General features: G+C 64.3%; 15 protein-coding genes and 3 pseudogenes. 7 read left to right on the top strand and 11 right to left on the bottom strand.

All coding sequences use genetic code 11. The features are described 5' to 3' along the window. Positions 1–128: 128 nt before the first annotated feature. From ACFOEV_RS10290 to ACFOEV_RS10275, 4 genes and pseudogenes are all read left to right on the top strand, one after another. Positions 129–1053, top strand: a pseudogene (locus ACFOEV_RS10290) (3-keto-5-aminohexanoate cleavage protein). After that, a complete protein-coding gene (locus ACFOEV_RS10285; protein ID WP_386773526.1) occupies positions 1050–2006 on the top strand; it encodes an L-carnitine dehydrogenase in 957 nt (318 codons plus the stop codon). The pseudogene ACFOEV_RS10290 and the gene ACFOEV_RS10285 overlap by 4 nt, the downstream one beginning before the upstream one ends. Then, positions 2006–2467, top strand: coding sequence for a thioesterase family protein (locus tag ACFOEV_RS10280; protein WP_386773524.1), 462 nt, complete (start codon positions 2006–2008; stop codon positions 2465–2467). The genes ACFOEV_RS10285 and ACFOEV_RS10280 overlap by 1 nt, the downstream gene beginning before the upstream one ends. Beyond that, on the top strand, positions 2464–3288 hold the full coding sequence (locus ACFOEV_RS10275) for an alpha/beta hydrolase (RefSeq protein WP_386773522.1): 825 nt from the start codon (positions 2464–2466) through the stop codon (positions 3286–3288). The genes ACFOEV_RS10280 and ACFOEV_RS10275 overlap by 4 nt, the downstream gene beginning before the upstream one ends. Positions 3289–3400: 112 nt before the next feature. Here the strand turns inward: ACFOEV_RS10275 and ACFOEV_RS10270 are convergent, their stop codons facing one another. Beyond that, a complete protein-coding gene (locus ACFOEV_RS10270) occupies positions 3401–4543 on the bottom strand; it encodes a hypothetical protein (protein WP_386773520.1) in 1143 nt (380 codons plus the stop codon). A gap of 155 nt (positions 4544–4698) precedes the next feature. Here ACFOEV_RS10270 and ACFOEV_RS10265 point away from each other — a divergent pair, with 155 nt between their 5' ends. Further along, positions 4699–5373 (top strand): Fe2+-dependent dioxygenase, encoded by a 675-nt coding sequence (locus tag ACFOEV_RS10265; RefSeq protein WP_386773518.1) that lies wholly within the window; start codon positions 4699–4701, stop codon positions 5371–5373. Between the two features lie 7 nt (positions 5374–5380). On the opposite strand, the gene ACFOEV_RS10260 is transcribed toward ACFOEV_RS10265, so the two are convergent. From ACFOEV_RS10260 to tdh, 6 genes and pseudogenes are all read right to left on the bottom strand, one after another. Next, on the bottom strand, positions 5381–5485 hold the full coding sequence (locus tag ACFOEV_RS10260; protein WP_386773880.1) for a helix-turn-helix domain-containing protein: 105 nt from the start codon (positions 5483–5485) through the stop codon (positions 5381–5383). 13 nt (positions 5486–5498) lie between these two features. Beyond that, a complete protein-coding gene (locus ACFOEV_RS10255) occupies positions 5499–5822 on the bottom strand; it encodes a BCCT family transporter (protein WP_386773517.1) in 324 nt (107 codons plus the stop codon). A 359-nt stretch (positions 5823–6181) separates the two neighbouring features. Further along, a pseudogene (locus ACFOEV_RS22415) lies at positions 6182–6349 on the bottom strand (aldo/keto reductase); the annotation flags it as partial. A gap of 12 nt (positions 6350–6361) precedes the next feature. Then, a pseudogene (locus tag ACFOEV_RS22410) lies at positions 6362–6490 on the bottom strand (aldo/keto reductase); the annotation flags it as partial. Positions 6491–6606: 116 nt separating this feature from the next. Continuing rightward, positions 6607–7809, bottom strand: coding sequence for a glycine C-acetyltransferase (kbl, locus tag ACFOEV_RS10245; protein WP_386773512.1), 1203 nt, complete (start codon positions 7807–7809; stop codon positions 6607–6609). Between the two features lie 51 nt (positions 7810–7860). Beyond that, complete coding sequence (gene tdh, locus ACFOEV_RS10240) at positions 7861–8886, bottom strand: L-threonine 3-dehydrogenase (RefSeq protein ID WP_386773510.1); 1026 nt, start codon at positions 8884–8886, stop codon at positions 7861–7863. 144 nt (positions 8887–9030) lie between these two features. Between tdh and ACFOEV_RS10235 the strand changes: the two genes are divergently transcribed. Further along, the gene (locus tag ACFOEV_RS10235; protein WP_386773508.1) at positions 9031–9612 is read left to right on the top strand and encodes a helix-turn-helix domain-containing protein; all 582 of its coding nucleotides are present in this window, start codon (positions 9031–9033) and stop codon (positions 9610–9612) included. Here the strand turns inward: ACFOEV_RS10235 and ACFOEV_RS10230 are convergent. Then, positions 9599–11683: a prolyl oligopeptidase family serine peptidase gene (locus ACFOEV_RS10230; RefSeq protein ID WP_386773506.1), complete on the bottom strand. Its 2085-nt coding sequence runs from the start codon at positions 11681–11683 to the stop codon at positions 9599–9601. The two genes, ACFOEV_RS10235 and ACFOEV_RS10230, sit on opposite strands and share 14 nt — an antisense overlap. Positions 11684–11771: 88 nt before the next feature. On the opposite strand from ACFOEV_RS10230, the gene ACFOEV_RS10225 reads away from it, so the two are divergent. Beyond that, complete coding sequence (locus ACFOEV_RS10225) at positions 11772–11978, top strand: DUF3820 family protein (RefSeq protein ID WP_386773504.1); 207 nt, start codon at positions 11772–11774, stop codon at positions 11976–11978. A gap of 765 nt (positions 11979–12743) precedes the next feature. On the opposite strand, the gene ACFOEV_RS10220 is transcribed toward ACFOEV_RS10225, so the two are convergent. The 3 genes from ACFOEV_RS10220 to ACFOEV_RS10210 are packed head-to-tail and all read right to left on the bottom strand — an operon-like array spanning position 12744 to position 15292. After that, on the bottom strand, positions 12744–13493 hold the full coding sequence (locus ACFOEV_RS10220) for a M15 family metallopeptidase (RefSeq protein ID WP_386773502.1): 750 nt from the start codon (positions 13491–13493) through the stop codon (positions 12744–12746). A 33-nt stretch (positions 13494–13526) separates the two neighbouring features. Then, on the bottom strand, positions 13527–14804 hold the full coding sequence (locus tag ACFOEV_RS10215; protein WP_386773500.1) for a TRAP transporter large permease: 1278 nt from the start codon (positions 14802–14804) through the stop codon (positions 13527–13529). Continuing rightward, positions 14801–15292 carry a TRAP transporter small permease gene (locus ACFOEV_RS10210; protein WP_386773498.1) on the bottom strand — a complete coding sequence of 164 codons (492 nt, stop codon included), beginning with the start codon at positions 15290–15292 and terminating at the stop codon, positions 14801–14803. The genes ACFOEV_RS10215 and ACFOEV_RS10210 overlap by 4 nt, the downstream gene beginning before the upstream one ends. Between the last annotated feature and the right edge of the window lie 37 nt (positions 15293–15329).

Genomic DNA, 15329 nt, shown 5'->3' with positions numbered 1-15329 from the left:
GACGTCACTAACAAGCTGCCGGCGACCTCGGCACGGCCGAAGATGTCGATTTCATGGCGCTAAACGACAAGTCTGGGCACGGTGTCTCGCTGACACTGGGGGCAAGTTCCCACCAGGAGATCGCACCTATGAACCCCAACGTGATTCTTACCTGCGCCGTGACCGGGGCCGGCGACACCGTCGCCAAGCACCCCGGGGTGCCCGTAACCCCGAAGCAGATCGCCGATGCCGCCCTTGAAGCAAGCCCGTGCGGGGGCCAGTGTGGCGCATATTCACGTGCGCGACCCCGAGACCGGCGGCATCAGCCATTCCACCGAGCACTTCCGCGAAGTCGTCGAGCGTATCCGCGAGGCCGACACCGATATCGTGCTCAACCTTACCGTCGGCGGCGGTGGCGACTGGACTCCCGATAGCGACGATCCCACCCGTGGCGGTCCCGGCACCGATATCCAGACGCCGGCCGAGCGCCACGCGCCGGTGGGCGAGCTACTGCCGGAACTGTGCACCCTGGACTGCAGCAGCCTCAACTTCGGCGACATGGTCTACCTCAACACCGCCGACTGGCTGCGCGCCCACGCCCGCCTGGTGCGGGCCGCCGGCGTCAAGCCGGAGCTGGAATGCTTCGACCTGGGGCATGTGTGGTTCGCTCGCCAGCTCCAGCAGGAAGGCCTGATCGACGGCGACCCGCTCTACCAGCTATGTCTGGGCATCCCCTGGGGGGCCGAAGCCGACACCGAGACCCTGCTGGCGATGCGCAACAAGCTGCCGGAAAATGCCCACTGGGCGGCCTTCGGCATCGGCCGCCAACAGATGCCGATGGAGGCCCAGGCGGTGTTGCTGGGTGGTCATGCGCGGGTCGGCCTGGAGGACAATCTCTATTTGGCGAAAGGCGTGCTGGCCAGCAACGGCCAGTTGGTGGAGAAGGCCGGCACCATCATCGAGAATCTCGGCGCCCGGGTGATGACCCCTGCCGAGACCCGCGCTCATCTGGAACTGCGTGACCCGCACGCTGATCGAGCGGCCGGGAACCAGGTCGTGGGGGGTGGCGCATGACGCAGCGTCTCGCAGTGATTGCCACCGGGGTGATCGGCAACGGCTGGATCGCCCGCGCCCTGGCGCGTGGCTGGGACGTGGTGGCCTTCGATCCGGCACTCGATGCCGAGGCCCGCACCCGCGCCGCGGTGGCCAACGCCTGGCCGGCGCTGGAGCGACTGGGGACTACCGCAGGCGCCAGCCCCGAGCGGCTGCACTTCGTCGACCGCTTGGACGCCGCGGTGGCCGGCGCCGACCTGATTCAGGAGAACGTCCCCGAGCGGCTGCCACTCAAGCGCGAGATCCTCGCCACCCTGGACGCCGTCGCCGCTCCCGAAACGCTGATCGGCTCCTCGACCTCCGGCTTCAAACCCAGCGACCTGCAGCGCGACTGCCGCCAAGCGCCGGGGCGGGTGATCGTCGCCCATCCCTTCAACCCGGTCTATCTGCTGCCACTGGTCGAACTGGTGGGAGGCGCGGCGACCACCCCGGAACAGATGGGCAGCGCCCAGTCGCTGTACCGCTCCCTGGCCATGCGTCCACTGGTGGTCAAGCGCGAGATCGAGGGCCATATCGCCGACCGCCTGATGGAAGCGCTATGGCGCGAGGCGCTGCACCTGGTCAATGACGGCGTGGCCACCACCGAGGAAGTCGATGCCGCCATGGTCTATGGCTGCGGCCTGCGCTGGTCGTTGATGGGCACCTTCCTGACCTTTCATCTGGCCGGTGGCGATGCCGGCATGCGTCATATGCTCGAGCAGTTTGGCCCGGCGCTGAAGCTGCCCTGGACCCGGCTCGAGGCCCCCGAGCTCAGCGAGGCGTTGATCGACAAGGTCGTCGAAGGCTGCGAGCACCAGGCCGCCGGGCGCCCGGTGGCCGAGTTGGAGCAGCGCCGCGACGCCTTCCTGGTTGAACTGCTGGCCCTGGTACGCCAATACTGGCCGGAAGCAGAAGGCTTGGAGGAACGTATCTGATGCAACTGCTGGAAACACGCGTGGCCCCGGAGTGGGTGGACTACAACGGCCATATGAACGACGCCGAGTACGCGCGGGTCTTCTCGCATGCCATCGAGGCGCTGATGGATCGTATCGGCCTCGACACCGAGGGCCGCGACCGCCATGCCTTCACTCTCTTTACCCTGGAAACCCATCTCTGTTACCGCCGCGAGGCCCACGAGGCGCAGACGCTAACGGTGGAGTCGACCCTGCTCGACCACGACGCCAAACGGCTGCATGTGTTTCTGGAAATGCTCGACTCGCAGGGCCAGTGCCTGGCCACCAGCGAGCAGATGCTGATGGGCATGAGCACCGACAGCGGTAGGCCCGGCGTCTTTCCCGACGTCGTGGCCGGGCGCATCGCCCGCCTGCCAGGTCCCGATGGCGACTGGCCGGCCTTGGCCGGGCGGCGGATCGGTATCCCAAGGGCCAGCCAATGATGAATATCGACACCTTCATTCAACGCTTCGGCGCCGGGCTCGCCGAACTCGACGGCATGCCACCCACGGCGGCACGCCGTCGCTACGAGACCCTGTGCAATGACTTCGCCCCTCCCGATCCCCGCGGCATGCGGGTGACCGACACCCGCCTCGGCGGTGTCGCGGTGCGACGCTTCCAGCCGCCGGCGGCGTCACCGGGACGGGCGGTGTTCGTGCATGGCGGTGGGTGGAACCTGGGCTCGGTGGTCAGCCACCACGGCATTGCGGCGAGCCTCGCCGAGCAACTCGCACGCGAGGTGGTCAGCGTCGACTATCGCCTTGCGCCGGAAGCCGACTACCGTGAGGCGCTGGCGGACTGCCAGCACGTGGTGGACGCCGTCGACCCGCTGACCCTGGTCGGCGACAGCGCCGGCGCCCGGCTGGCCATGGATGTGGCACTGTCACGGCCCTGGCAAGGCCTTCTCGGGCTGGTCTATCCGCCGGTGGGCCGGCCCAGCGCGGCGACCCTGGGGCCGGATGCTCCCTTGCTGTCGCGCGACGATGTTTTGACATCGTGGCGTCAGGTCGCCGACACGATGCCCGAGAGCGACGTCGACCTGCCGCCCGCAGCATCGATCGAGGTGTTGGCGGTGGAATACGACCCGCTCACCGCCCCATTGGAAGCCGCGGTGGCCGCCTGGCGCCAGGCTGGGGCGGATGTCGGCTACCATTGCGCCGAAGGCATGGTGCATGGCGCCCTGCACGCCCAGAGCTCCCTCGCCGCCATGGGCGAGACCTGGCGTGACTTCTGCCAGGCCCTGAATCGACGCCTGGGTGACTAGCAACGAAGAAAGCCCGGCTCGAACACCGCCCAAGGGGACATCCGAGTCGGGCCTTTGTGGAAGGCGAGCCTGGCCGCCCTCCGCGTCAGCGTCTCAGGACGGCGCTAACGCCCTAGTACTCACCGAGCCGAGATTCGAGCGTGAACATGGCAGCCGAGAGTTCACCGGAGCTCATCACCGGTGACTGCGGTGCCTCCGCCGATGGCCAAGCTTTCAAGGCCTCGTCATAGGCCGCCATCAGCGTATCGAAGGACTCGGCATCGTTGGCCTGGAAGAGTTCGGCCTGGGCCTCGAGCAGAGACTTGGCGACGAGCATGAAGCCACGACCATCCTGGTATTCAACGACATTGACGAACTGACCATCGTCGACCGCTTCGGCATACTCGTTCATGGCCTGGCGCAGCAGCGCCAACTGAACGCGGCTCTGGAAGGTCGCATCCTCGCGCAGTTCAGCGTCGACATCCTGCATGGCGGATTCGATGGCGCTGACGGCCTCCCCGTAGGCATCTTCGTGCTGGCCCCATTCGCCACCTTCACGGACCTCGTCGACCAGGGCCTGCAGGGTACCTTCGAAGTCCTCGACGCCACGCTGCTCGAAGGCGGGTTCCAGTCCTTCGTAGTGCTCGTGGATGGGGTGCCCGAAGTGCGGCTGAGATGCGGTTTGCTCACCCTCCTGGTAGAGCTCACGAGCGACTTCCAGGTGGCCTTGCATCATGGCGAGGCTGGTGTAGTAGACACCGGGATTACTGGCGTCGATATGCTGGCCGCCTTCGCCACCTTCACCGCCTTCGCCACCTTCACCGCCTTCGCCACCTTCACCGCCTTCGCCACCTTCACCGCCTTCACCGCCTTCGCCACCTTCGCCGCCGGCGGAAGCGTTCAGGTAGGCAAAGACCGCGAACGGATCGGGACCCTCGGCATGGCCGGCTTCGCCACCCTCGCCACCTTCGCCGCCTTCCTTGTGGTGGCCGGCTTCCCCGCCCTCGCCACCTTCGCCGCCTTCGCCGCCTTCCTTGTGGTGGCCGGCTTCCCCGCCCTCGCCACCTTCGCCGCCTTCACCGCCTTCCTTGTGATGGCCGGCTTCCCCGCCCTCGCCGCCTTCACCACCTTGATCGGCGTGGGCGAGCAACAGCGTATCGGGGCCTTGGGAAAACTCGGTCGGGCCCCCCGTCTCCGCCCAGCTTGCCGTGTTGGTGCCCAGCAGGACGGTCGCGCCAACGCCAACCCAGAGCTTGGTACGAGTGTTATTGGACATGCTGACTCCCTTTATTCATTGCGTTTGCCAGGGCGCTCGGCCATGTGAAGGCCGGTTGGTTACCGGTATAGAGAGTGCCGGCTGCGTAAGTTTAATGCAAACCATTCACACTTGTTTATAATTGACGATATTTTCGTCCGAGTGGAGTGCCTACCGTGATCCTATGCATCGATCAGGTCATTCCGACCGCACTGCTGCAGCGGGTGCAGACCACCCTGGCCGACACCCCCTTCCGCGACGGCCGCGAGACGGCGGGGTGGCACGCCCGCACGGTCAAGCTCAACCAGCAGGCCGATGGTCGTCAACCCGAGGTGGCCGCCCTGCGCCAGGAGATCGCCACCGAGCTGCAGCGCCATCCGCTGTTCCAGATGGCGGCCCGGCCCAAGCATATGAAGCCATTGATGTTCAGCCGCTACGAGGAAGGCATGAGCTACGGCAACCATGTCGACGATGCGGTAATGGCCACGCCCCAGGGCGCCATGCGCACGGACCTGTCCTTCACCCTCTTCCTCAACGATCCCGACAGCTACGACGGTGGGGAACTGCTCATCGACTCCACCGCCGGCGAACAGACCTACAAGTTGCCTGCCGGGGGCCTGATTCTCTATCCCTCCTCGACCCTGCACCGCGTCGAGCCGGTGACCCGTGGCGAACGGCTGGCCGCCGTGGGCTGGGCCCAGAGCCAGGTTCGTGACCCCCAGCAGCGCGAGATCCTCTTCGACCTCGATACTACCCGGCGCCAGGTGTTCGAGGAGAGCGGCAAGACCCGCACCTTCGACATGCTGTCGAAGAGCCTGGCCAACCTGCTGCGCATGTGGGCGGAGCTGTGAAGGGCGATCAGCGCCGTCGTACCTCGCGCGGCGACTGCCCGAAGTGAGCACGAAAGGCACGTGAGAAGCTCGAACTGGAGCCAAAGCCGCAGGCCAGTCCCACGGAAAGGATATCCAGGTCGGTCTCATTCTGCAGATGGTGGGCCCGGTCCAGGCAGGCGCACCTTGCCGAAGGGGCTCACCATCAACGCGAAGCACACGCCAATCAGGAACACCAGGGTAAGGATGTAATACCAACTGAAGGTGTTCTCGATCCATGACCTGGCGCCGCCGAAAACAATGCCGGCCAGGGAGGTATTGAGCGCGGAAAAGGCCACGAAGACCACGATGATCAGGGCGGAGCAGATGGTCATGCCCTTGTGCATGCCCTGGAAGAGTCCTTGTCGTTCTATCAGCGAGTCATGATCTATGTGTTGTAACCCACTGCCGGAATTATTGTTGTCGGCCATTGTGTTCACCTCCTGAGTTTTTCGCCATGGAGTTTCTGCAGCGGTATTCCGCAGCCCCACCACTCCGTTGGCGTGAAATCGTTTCTCGAGGGGAAGTCATTTGCCTCTACACAGTGGCGCAGGTCTTCGGTCAGTCATGGGCACAACGCGACAGTTAATCGACGTTTACGGACATCAATTTCAAAAACCAAGTCGTGACTGTGGCCCACATCGGAGGGCACAGAGAGTCGGGGATAATCAGGAGCTTATTCGACGGCGACAATATCTTGCTGAGGAAGGTGTAGGCCAGCGCTTGCATATAGGCCTGCTGGCGGTTGTCGGCCTCGCCGAGGCAGGTCTTGAGTTGGTTTCAGAGCTCGCTAGCTCGTCGACTTTTTCAATGATGCAAACTCTTCGGTGTCGATATCCGCCTGCTGTGCCTCACTGTAGCGCGCACCAGCCACCTGATCCGGTGTCATCATGGCGTTCAATCGAGTGACGGTTGCTGCATCCAGGCTGATGGTTTCAGCCGCCAGGTTCTCGCGCATAAGCTCGATGGGTACCTGGCGATCCAGGCGGTGAAGGTAGTACAGGTCCAGGTGGTCGGTGCGCAGGCGTTTGAGGCTCGCCTCGCACTGCCGCCGGATCGTCCCATCATAGCCATCCCGGTGGTTGGCTGGCGAGGACAAGCCCTTGATTGGGCTGGCTGATCGTCGCCACGGCTCTTGAAACGCCAGTGCAAGCAAGCTTGCGTTCCCTTTCGACTGGAGGCGAAAGGGAACACCCGCCCGGGCATCGCAAAGAACTAAATGTCACCGCCCAGGCCCAAGCGCTCCTTCACCCGACCGAAGGCCGCCAAGGCGAACTCCAGATCGTCACGTGTCAGGGCCGCCGACACTTGGGTGCGGATACGCGCCTTGCCCTTGGGAACCACGGGGTAGGAGAAGGCGATCACGTAGACGCCCTCCTCCAGCATCGCCTCGGCGAAGCGCGCGGCCAGAGCGGCATCGTGCAACATCACCGGCACGATGGGATGTTCCCCGGGGAGCAGCTCGAAACCCAGAGCCTCGAGTCCCTGGCGGAAGAAGGCAGTGTTCTCCTTGAGTCGGTCCCGCAGCTCGCTGGATTCCCCTGCCAGCTCCAGGGCCTTGAGCGCCCCGGCGACCACCGGCGGCGCCACGGTGTTGGAGAACAGGTAGGGACGCGATCGCTGGCGCAGCAGCGCGACTATTTCCCGGCGGCCACTGGTGTAGCCCCCACTGGCGCCGCCCAAGGCCTTGCCCAGCGTCCCGGTGAGGATGTCCACCCGGTCCAGGCAATTCCGGTACTCGTGGGTGCCGCGCCCGCCCTCGCCGAGGAAGCCGGTGGCATGGCAGTCGTCGACATGCACCAGGGCGTGGTAGCGCTCGGCCAGGTCACAGATCTCGTCCAGCTTGGCGATGTAGCCGTCCATGGAGAACACGCCGTCGGTGGTGATCAGCTTGAAGCGCGCGCCGGCCTTGTCGGCTGCCTGCAACTGGGCTTCCAGGTCGGTCATGTCACTATTGCGGTAGCGATAGCGTTTGGCCTTGCACAGGCGCACCCCGTCGATGATGCTGGCGTGGTTGAGCTCGTCGGAGATCACCGCATCCTCGGGGCCAAGCAGCGTCTCGAACAGGCCCCCGTTGGCATCGAAACAGGACGGGTAGAGGATGGTGTCCTCGGTGCCGAGGAACTCGCTAAGCCTCGCCTCGAGCTGCTTGTGCAGGGTCTGGGTGCCGCAGATGAAGCGCACCGAGGCCAGGCCGTAGCCCCACTCCTCCAGCCCGGCCTGGGCCGCCGCCTTGACCGCCGGGTGCTGGGCGAGCCCCAGGTAGTTGTTGGCGCAGAGGTTCAGTACCTCGCCATCCTGCGCCACGCCCACATGGGCGCCCTGGGGTGTGGCCAGCTCGCGTTCCCGCTTGAACAGGCCGGCATTCTCGATGGCCTCGAGCTCGTCACGCAGGTGTTGTTGAAAGTCGCCATACATGGTGTCGTTTCCCTCTTGCTTAATCACCCCACCGTAGGGTGGAGGATGGTCTCAGTCCCAGTTCAGGATCACCTTGCTGGCCTCCCCCGCCAACATCGCCTCGAACCCCCGCTGGAAGTCGCTGTAAGGCAGGCGATGGGTGATCACCGGCGAGATGTCCAGCCCGGATTCGACCATCACCGACATCTTGTACCAGGTCTCGTACATCTCGCGGCCATAGATGCCCTTGATGGTCAGCATGTTGAAGATCACGGTGTTCCAGTCGATGGCCAATTCCTCGGTGGGAATGCCCAGCATCGCCACCTTGCCGCCATGGCACATGTTGGCCAGCATATCCTCGAAGGCGGCGGGGCTGCCGGACATCTCCAGTCCGACGTCGAACCCCTCGGTCATGCCCAGGGATCGTTGCACCTCGGCCAGGCTCTCCTGGCCGACATTCACGGTACGTGTGGCACCCAGGGTCTCGGCCAGTGCCAGGCGCTGGGGATTGAGGTCGGTGACCACCACGTGACGCGCGCCGGCATGGCGACACACCGCGGCCGCCATGGCGCCGATGGGACCGGCACCGGTGATCAGCACGTCCTCGCCGAGCAGGTCGTACTGCAAGGCGGTGTGCACGGCGTTGCCCAGGGGGTCAAACAGTGCGGCCACGTCGAGGTCGATGCCCGGCTTGTGCTCCCACACATTGGACATGGGCAGGGAGACGTATTCGGCGAAGGCCCCGGGGCGGTTGACGCCCACGCCGCTAGTGTGGGCGCACAGGTGGCGGCGCCCCGCCAGGCAGTTGCGGCAGCGGCCGCAAACGACGTGCCCCTCCCCCGAGACGATCTGTCCGGGATGGAAGTCGTTGACGTTGGCGCCGACCTCGACGATCTCGCCGACGAACTCGTGACCCACCACCATGGGCACGGGGATGGTCTTCTGCGCCCAGCTGTCCCAGTTATAAATGTGCACGTCGGTACCGCAGATGGCCGTGCGTTTCACGCGCACCAATACATCGTTGATGCCGATCTCCGGCATGGATACCTCTTCGAGCCACAGCCCCGGTGCTGCCTCTCGCTTGACCAGTGCCTTCATCTGCGCCTCCTTGAACTTGTGATATGGCCCCTTCGCTGGTAATCCCTGCCTGGGCGTTTACCATAAAGGAAGTAATTCCAGCATAGTAGAAAATTCTCTATGCAGGAAATTTATCCACTATATTGGATTTCAACGGAGGCTCGAGTGACCCAGACACCATCGAGACAGGAGGATGGCGGCGGTCAGTTGCTCTGCGATCGCGTCATCGAGCTGCGCAAGAAACGGGGCCTGACCCTGGACCAGCTGGCGTCCGCCTGCGGAGTCAGCCGCTCGATGCTCAGCCAGATCGAACGGGGCCGTGCCAATCCCACCCTGGCAGTGACCTTGCGCATCGCCCAGGCCTTCGGGCTGAGCATCGGTGACCTGGTCGACCAGCCCTGGACCGCCTCCAGCATCGAGGTGGTACGCGGCAACGACACTACCCACCTGTTCCGCGATGATCGCGAGTGCCGCATCCGCACCCTCTCGCCGCTTCACCTCGAGAAGCATGTCGAGTTCTACGAACTGCGCATCGCCCCCCACGCCAGCCTGCGCAGTGCGCCCCATTTCGAGGGTACTCGAGAATTATTGACCATTAGCCAGGGCAGTGCCCGGATCATCGCCGGCGACAACGCATGCCACCTGGCCGCGGGGGATTCGGCGCACTATCACGCCGACCAGGAACACACCATCGAGAACGACAGCGATGACGAGCTACTGGCCTTCCTGGTGGTCACCTACGAATAGGGGGTCGCGGGAACAGTGTCTGTCTGAGGAAGGTGTAGGCCAGCGCCTGCATGTAGGCCTGCTGGCGGTTGTCGGCCGCTCCGCCATGGCCACCCTCGATGTTCTCGTAATAGAACACCTCGTGCCCCTGCTCGCTCATGCGCGCCATCATCTTGCGCGCATGGCCGGGGTGAACGCGGTCGTCGCGGGTGCTGGTCATCAGCAGCAGCGGTGGGTAGTCCGCCTCGGCGCCGAGATTGTGATAGGGCGAGTACTGGCTGAGGAATTGCCAGTCGTCGCTGTCAGGATCGCCATATTCGGCCATCCACGAGGCACCGGCCAGCAAGCGGTGGTAGCGACGCATATCGAGCAGCGGCACCTGGCAGACCACGGCGCCGAACCGTTGTGGATAAGTCACCAGCATGTTGCCCACCAGCAAACCGCCGTTGGAGCCGCCCTGGATGCCCAGATGGCTGGGCGAGGTGATGCCGCGCGCGATCAGGTCTTCGGCGACCGCGGCGAAGTCCTCGTAGGCCGTGTGGCGCTCGGCCTTGAGCGCGGCACGGTGCCAGCGCGGGCCGTATTCGCCGCCGCCACGGATATTGGCGACCACGTAGACCCCGCCCTGGCTGAGCCAGCCACGGCCGACCCCACCGCTGTAGCCGGGCGTCAGCGAGACCTCGAAGCCGCCGTAACCGTAGAGCAGGGTCGGGTTCTTGCCATCGGTTTCGAGATCCTCCCCGGCCACCATGAAGTACGGCACGCGGGTACCGTCCCGGCTGGTGGCGAAATGCTGGCTGACAGCAAGCCCCTCGGTCTCGAAGAACGCCGGCGCCGCCTTGAGCTTGTGCGGCGTCTCGCCAACCCGCCCGTAATACAGCGTGGTGGGTGTGAGATAGCCGGTGACGATCATGAAATAGTCGTCGGATTCCTCGTCGTCCACTGCACTGACGCTCACCGTACCGATCCCGGGCGCCCCGACAAGCGGCTCCTGCGCCCACTTCCCTTCTCCGGGGGTGAGCACATACAGGCGGTTCTTGACGTTATCCAGCACGTTGAGGATGAGGTGGTTCCGGGTCCAGGTGGTGGCCGCCAGCGAGGTGGTCTCGCTGGGCGCGAACAGTACCCGGAACTTCCGTTCACCGGCGATGAAGGCATCGAAGTCGGTCGCCAGCAACGCCCCGGCGGGATAGGTCTCGCCAGCGACGCTCCAGGGCTCGCGCAGTTCCAGCATCAGCCAGCGCCGATGCACCTGCTTGCGGGCCGAGTTGGGCACGTCGATCCTAAGCAGCGTGCCCTCCTCGGCACGCAGGTAGAGCTCGTTGTCGTAGAAGGCCCGCGAACGAACCACGAAGTCGCGTTCGTAGCCACGGGTATGGTCATGCACGGCACCGATGGACATGTCGTCCGGCTCGCCGCTGTAGACCGTGGCCGCCGCGCTCAGCGGCGTGCCGCGCCGCCACTCCTTGACGATGCGCGGATAGCCCGAGGCGGTCAGCGAACCCTCGCCGAAATCGGTATAGGCATAGACGGTGTTCTCGTCGATCCAGCTCAGCGCTCCCTTGGCCTCGGCGCGGAAAAAGCCATCGTCGACCCAGCGCTTGTCGACGAGATCGAACTCGCGAGTCACGTCGGCGTCGGCACCGCCCCGCGACAGCGAGATCAGGCAGTGCCGGTAGGGCTCGTCCGGGTCGCGTGGCTTGAGGCAGTGCGCGCCGTGCCAGACCCAGTTCTCCCCCTCGGTGGCATTGAGGGCATCGACATCGATCAGGGTCTCCCACTGCGGCTGTGGCTTGCGGTACTCGTCCGGCGTGGTGCGCCGCCACAGGCCACGTGGGTGATCCTTGTCCTGCCAGAAGTTGTAGTAGTGCTCGCCGCGCTTGACGACGAAGGGGATCCGGTCATCGGAATCGAGGATGGCCAGCAAGTCAGCACGCAGCGACTCGAAACCGTCGGCAGCCTCCAGTCGAGCCTGAGCCACCGCATTCTGCGCCTTGACCCATTCCAGGGCCTGCTCAGCGTCGACCTCCTCGAGCCACAGATAAGGATCGGTCGCCTCCTCTGGCGGGGTATTGTGTGACGTCTTGCCCATCTCGGCTCTCTCTTCTTCGCTACCTGATTGGATTACCTTAGACTAAGGTGCGAGGAACGAGAGACAAAACGGCAAAGGAGTGCGACGCATGGCCCCCGAAGACTTGCAGAAGCTGGTCACCCGCAAGATGCCGTTCGGCAAGTACGAAGGCCGGCTGATCGCCGACCTGCCCGGCCCCTACCTCAACTGGTTCGCCCGGGAAGGCTTCCCTCCCGGCGAGATCGGCCAGCTTCTGCAGTTGATGCACGAGATCGACCACAACGGTCTGAGCTCGCTGCTCGATCCGCTGCGCTAGGGAGGGGGATGGACAACCTTCTCGCCAGCGAGACGACACCGCGTCCCAGTCGTGGCAACAGCCTGCCAAACATCCTGGCACGCAGCCGCAGGTTTTGTCGTTCGATCGCCCGCAGGCCAGGATCTCCCGTATAGAACATGGCGCCTTCTCCCCGACTCGACGTTGTCCAGTTTGCAGTGACGGGGCGTATTCCCCTGTCCTTGCCACCTGATTATGACGATAGCCTGTTCGTTCGCGGAGATAAATTGGCAGAATTTGAAAATCGATCTTGCATAAATGCAAAGTTTGGCAGCAAGGGCTTGGGTTGAACAAAAGGCGAGCGCGTGCCATTGACGGCAGTTCACTGCCTAAAAGAAAAGCAGGCCTCTTGAGAAAGGCCTGCTTTAATTTTTGTTAATTTTGTTACTCCTGATCCGTGTCTTTATTGCCCCGAACCAGAAGACACGCACACACAGTAACTATGGCGCTTACGGCTATGACAACAGCGATAGCGGGTACCAGCATTCAAGCTCCTCCTAGCCACCGTTCCCTGTGACAATCGTCCAGTGTCGTAACATTGTGCATGTTAAATGCACCCAAAGGAAAACAAAAGAAACATTAATCTTTGTTTTATTAACAATTGGTGGTTGAGATATTAGCCAACCAGATCCTGGTCTGATTGCCGAAATACCCTCCAAAAATGAGGGTATTTCTGTCGACTCGGTGGACGGAGCCAACGAGACGCCGCCGAAGTGCCTCCCCCTCGCTCGAGGTAGCGTTTACTTATCACTGCCGTCGCCAGCGATTCTCGATGGTATCCAGTTCGGTGGGGCCATAGATTGCCTGGACGTGGCCGCCATAATGGGCCCACAACTGGTCGCCGTAATCGTAGTGCCACCACTCGCTGGGCAGGTTGGTGAAGCCTTGGGCATGCATGGCGTGATAGAGCAGGCGACGATGGTCGCGGGCGCGGCGCTGGCGTTCGTCGAGGTCATCCGACCGCTCGAGGAAATCGCTGTGCGAAGCGGGACTCGCCTCATCGAACAGCGAGCCCATCTCCAGCATCAGGCCGTCGGCGTCGCACAGCGTCACGTCCACCGCCCCGCCGGTGAGGTGCGGGCTCGGCGCCGACGGGTCGCGGCTGGGCACCGAAATGAACTCGCGGGTACGCTCGAGCAACGTTTCCTCGTCGAATTCGGGGTGGTGGGTGCGGATGGTCTCGTACAGGGTATCGAACAGGTACTGCTGCACCCGCCAGGGGCGCCAGCCATCCAGCACCACCAGGCCGGTACCCGGCGGCAGCGCGCGCGCTACCAACAGCAGGCGTCGGTAGACGCTTTCGCGCACATAGCACTCCGGCACCGCGCCGGGAATGCCGAGCCGGGCATAGGCGGGAAACACCTTGACCGGCTCGGGCGCCAGGCTCATCGGCACCAGGGGCTCGTCGCCAGGCTCGATCGGCAGGCGGCTCACGTCGTCCCAGCACGGCTCGGCGAGGTGGGGAATCGGTGTCTTGGCGGTTTCGGAAGTCTTCATGTGGGAATTCCAGATCGGGGCAAGCGTCAGGGCCTAGCCGAGCGCCGAGGGCAGCCACAGCGTCAGCCCGGGAAACAGGATCAGCAGTAGCAGCACCAGCAGTGCCATCAACACGAACGGCCAGATGGTGCGGAACAGCGCCGTGATCTCGAGCCGGCTGACGGCGGCGGCGACGAACACGCAGGCACCCATCGGCGGCGTGATCAAAGCGATGGTGATATTGAGCGTGATGATGATGCCCAGATGCACCGGGTCGATGCCTGCCATCATCGCCACCGGCGAGAAGATCGGTGTCAGCAGCATCAGCGCCGAGACCTCTTCCATGAACATCCCGGTGACGAAGGTGATGGCACTGAGCAGCAGCAGGATCATCACCGGCTGCTCGACATAGGGCGCGAGCAGCGACACGAACTGCGCCGGTACCTGGGCATAGGAGAGCAACCAGCTGATGGTCGCCGCGGCGGCCATGATCAGGAAGATCGCCGACGTCAGCCGCGTGGTAACGACGATCGCGTTCCAGAAGTCCGCCAGCCGCAATTGCCCCAGCAGCACGCCGCACAGGGCGACATAGAGCGCGGTCAGCGCCCCCGACTCGGTCGGCGTGACGAAGCCCATCACGATGCCGGCGACGATGATGAATGGCGCGATCAGCGCCGGTAGCGCCCCGATCGCCGCCATGCCCAGTTCGCCGAGTGAGGGCCACTGGCCGCGTGTCGTCATGCCCCGACGCCAGGCATACCAGGCGTTCATGGCCATGAACGCCATACCCAGGATCAGGCCCGGGATCACGCCGCCCAGGAACAGGTCGCCCACCGAGGTATTGGTCAGCGAGGCATACAGGATCATGAAGATGCTGGGCGGAATGATCGGCCCGATCAGCGAACTGCCGGCCGTCAGTCCGGCCGCGAAGGCCGTCGAATAGCCCTCCTTGCGCATCGAAGGCACCAGCAACGAGCCCAGCGCCGAGGTGTCGGCTACCGCCGAGCCATTGACCCCGGCGAAGAACACGCTCGACACCACGTTGACGTGCCCCATGCCACCGCGCAGGTGCCCCACCAACAGCCGCGCCAGTCCCATCAGCCGTTCGGTCAGGCCGCTGGCGTTCATCAGGTTGCCGGCCAGGATGAACAGCGGAATCGCCATCAGCGAGAACACGTTGATGCCGCCGAAGAACTGCTGCGGCAGCATGCGCGGCAGCATCGCCAGATCGACGAACAGGAAGCCGACCACCGCCGTGGTCAGCAAGGCCAGGAACAGCGGCAGGCCCAACAATACGTGCGCCAGGAAGACCACGAGCATGGTCAGGGTCATACGGCTTCCTCCGCCTGGGACGGGAGCGGCGCCGGTCCGTACCACAACGCCTGCCAGGCCAGCAGGCCGAAGCCGATCGGCAGCGACAGCATCGGCACGGTGCGGCTGATGCCCAGGCCCGAGGTGGTGAACATCGCCACCGACTGGGCATAGCGATAGCTGAACACGGCTCCGGCGATGACCAGGCCCAGCGTCAGCAGCCACTGGTAGAGATGGAGCAGGCGGCACAGCGGGGCGGGCAGCAAGCGCTCGATCAGGGCGACGCGCATATGGCCGCCCTCGACCCATACCGCGCCTGCCGCCAGCATCACGCTGCCGATGATCAGGAAACGCGCCAGCTCGTCCGTCCAGATCGGCGCACCGCCGGCCAGGTAGCGCATGAACACGCCATACAGGATCACGGCCAGGTTGATCAGCAGCAGCGCACTGGCGACGAACAGCGACACGGGACGGCTGACCGCCAGCACCCGCGAGCGAAGCGATGTCATATCGGCATCCCTGACTTGACGAGAAGAGCATAGCGGG

The organism is Litchfieldella rifensis (assembly GCF_042646605.1).
GTDB lineage: Bacteria > Pseudomonadota > Gammaproteobacteria > Pseudomonadales > Halomonadaceae > Litchfieldella > Litchfieldella rifensis.
Note: the sequence above shows the minus strand (reverse complement) of the source record. Positions and strands in the feature narration are given on the sequence as shown.

Coding starts and splice junctions, on each gene's coding strand:
- tdh (WP_386773510.1), bottom strand. CDS start 8,886: ATGAAGGCACTGGTCAAGCGAGAGGCAGCACCGGGGCTGTGGCTCGAA.
- ACFOEV_RS10270 (WP_386773520.1), bottom strand. CDS start 4,543: ATGTCCAATAACACTCGTACCAAGCTCTGGGTTGGCGTTGGCGCGACC.
- ACFOEV_RS10255 (WP_386773517.1), bottom strand. CDS start 5,822: ATGGCCGACAACAATAATTCCGGCAGTGGGTTACAACACATAGATCAT.
- ACFOEV_RS10230 (WP_386773506.1), bottom strand. CDS start 11,683: ATGGGCAAGACGTCACACAATACCCCGCCAGAGGAGGCGACCGATCCT.
- ACFOEV_RS10285 (WP_386773526.1), top strand. CDS start 1,050: ATGACGCAGCGTCTCGCAGTGATTGCCACCGGGGTGATCGGCAACGGC.
- ACFOEV_RS10225 (WP_386773504.1), top strand. CDS start 11,772: ATGGCCCCCGAAGACTTGCAGAAGCTGGTCACCCGCAAGATGCCGTTC.
- ACFOEV_RS10220 (WP_386773502.1), bottom strand. CDS start 13,493: ATGAAGACTTCCGAAACCGCCAAGACACCGATTCCCCACCTCGCCGAG.
- ACFOEV_RS10210 (WP_386773498.1), bottom strand. CDS start 15,292: ATGACATCGCTTCGCTCGCGGGTGCTGGCGGTCAGCCGTCCCGTGTCG.
- ACFOEV_RS10280 (WP_386773524.1), top strand. CDS start 2,006: ATGCAACTGCTGGAAACACGCGTGGCCCCGGAGTGGGTGGACTACAAC.
- ACFOEV_RS10215 (WP_386773500.1), bottom strand. CDS start 14,804: ATGACCCTGACCATGCTCGTGGTCTTCCTGGCGCACGTATTGTTGGGC.
- ACFOEV_RS10275 (WP_386773522.1), top strand. CDS start 2,464: ATGATGAATATCGACACCTTCATTCAACGCTTCGGCGCCGGGCTCGCC.
- kbl (WP_386773512.1), bottom strand. CDS start 7,809: ATGTATGGCGACTTTCAACAACACCTGCGTGACGAGCTCGAGGCCATC.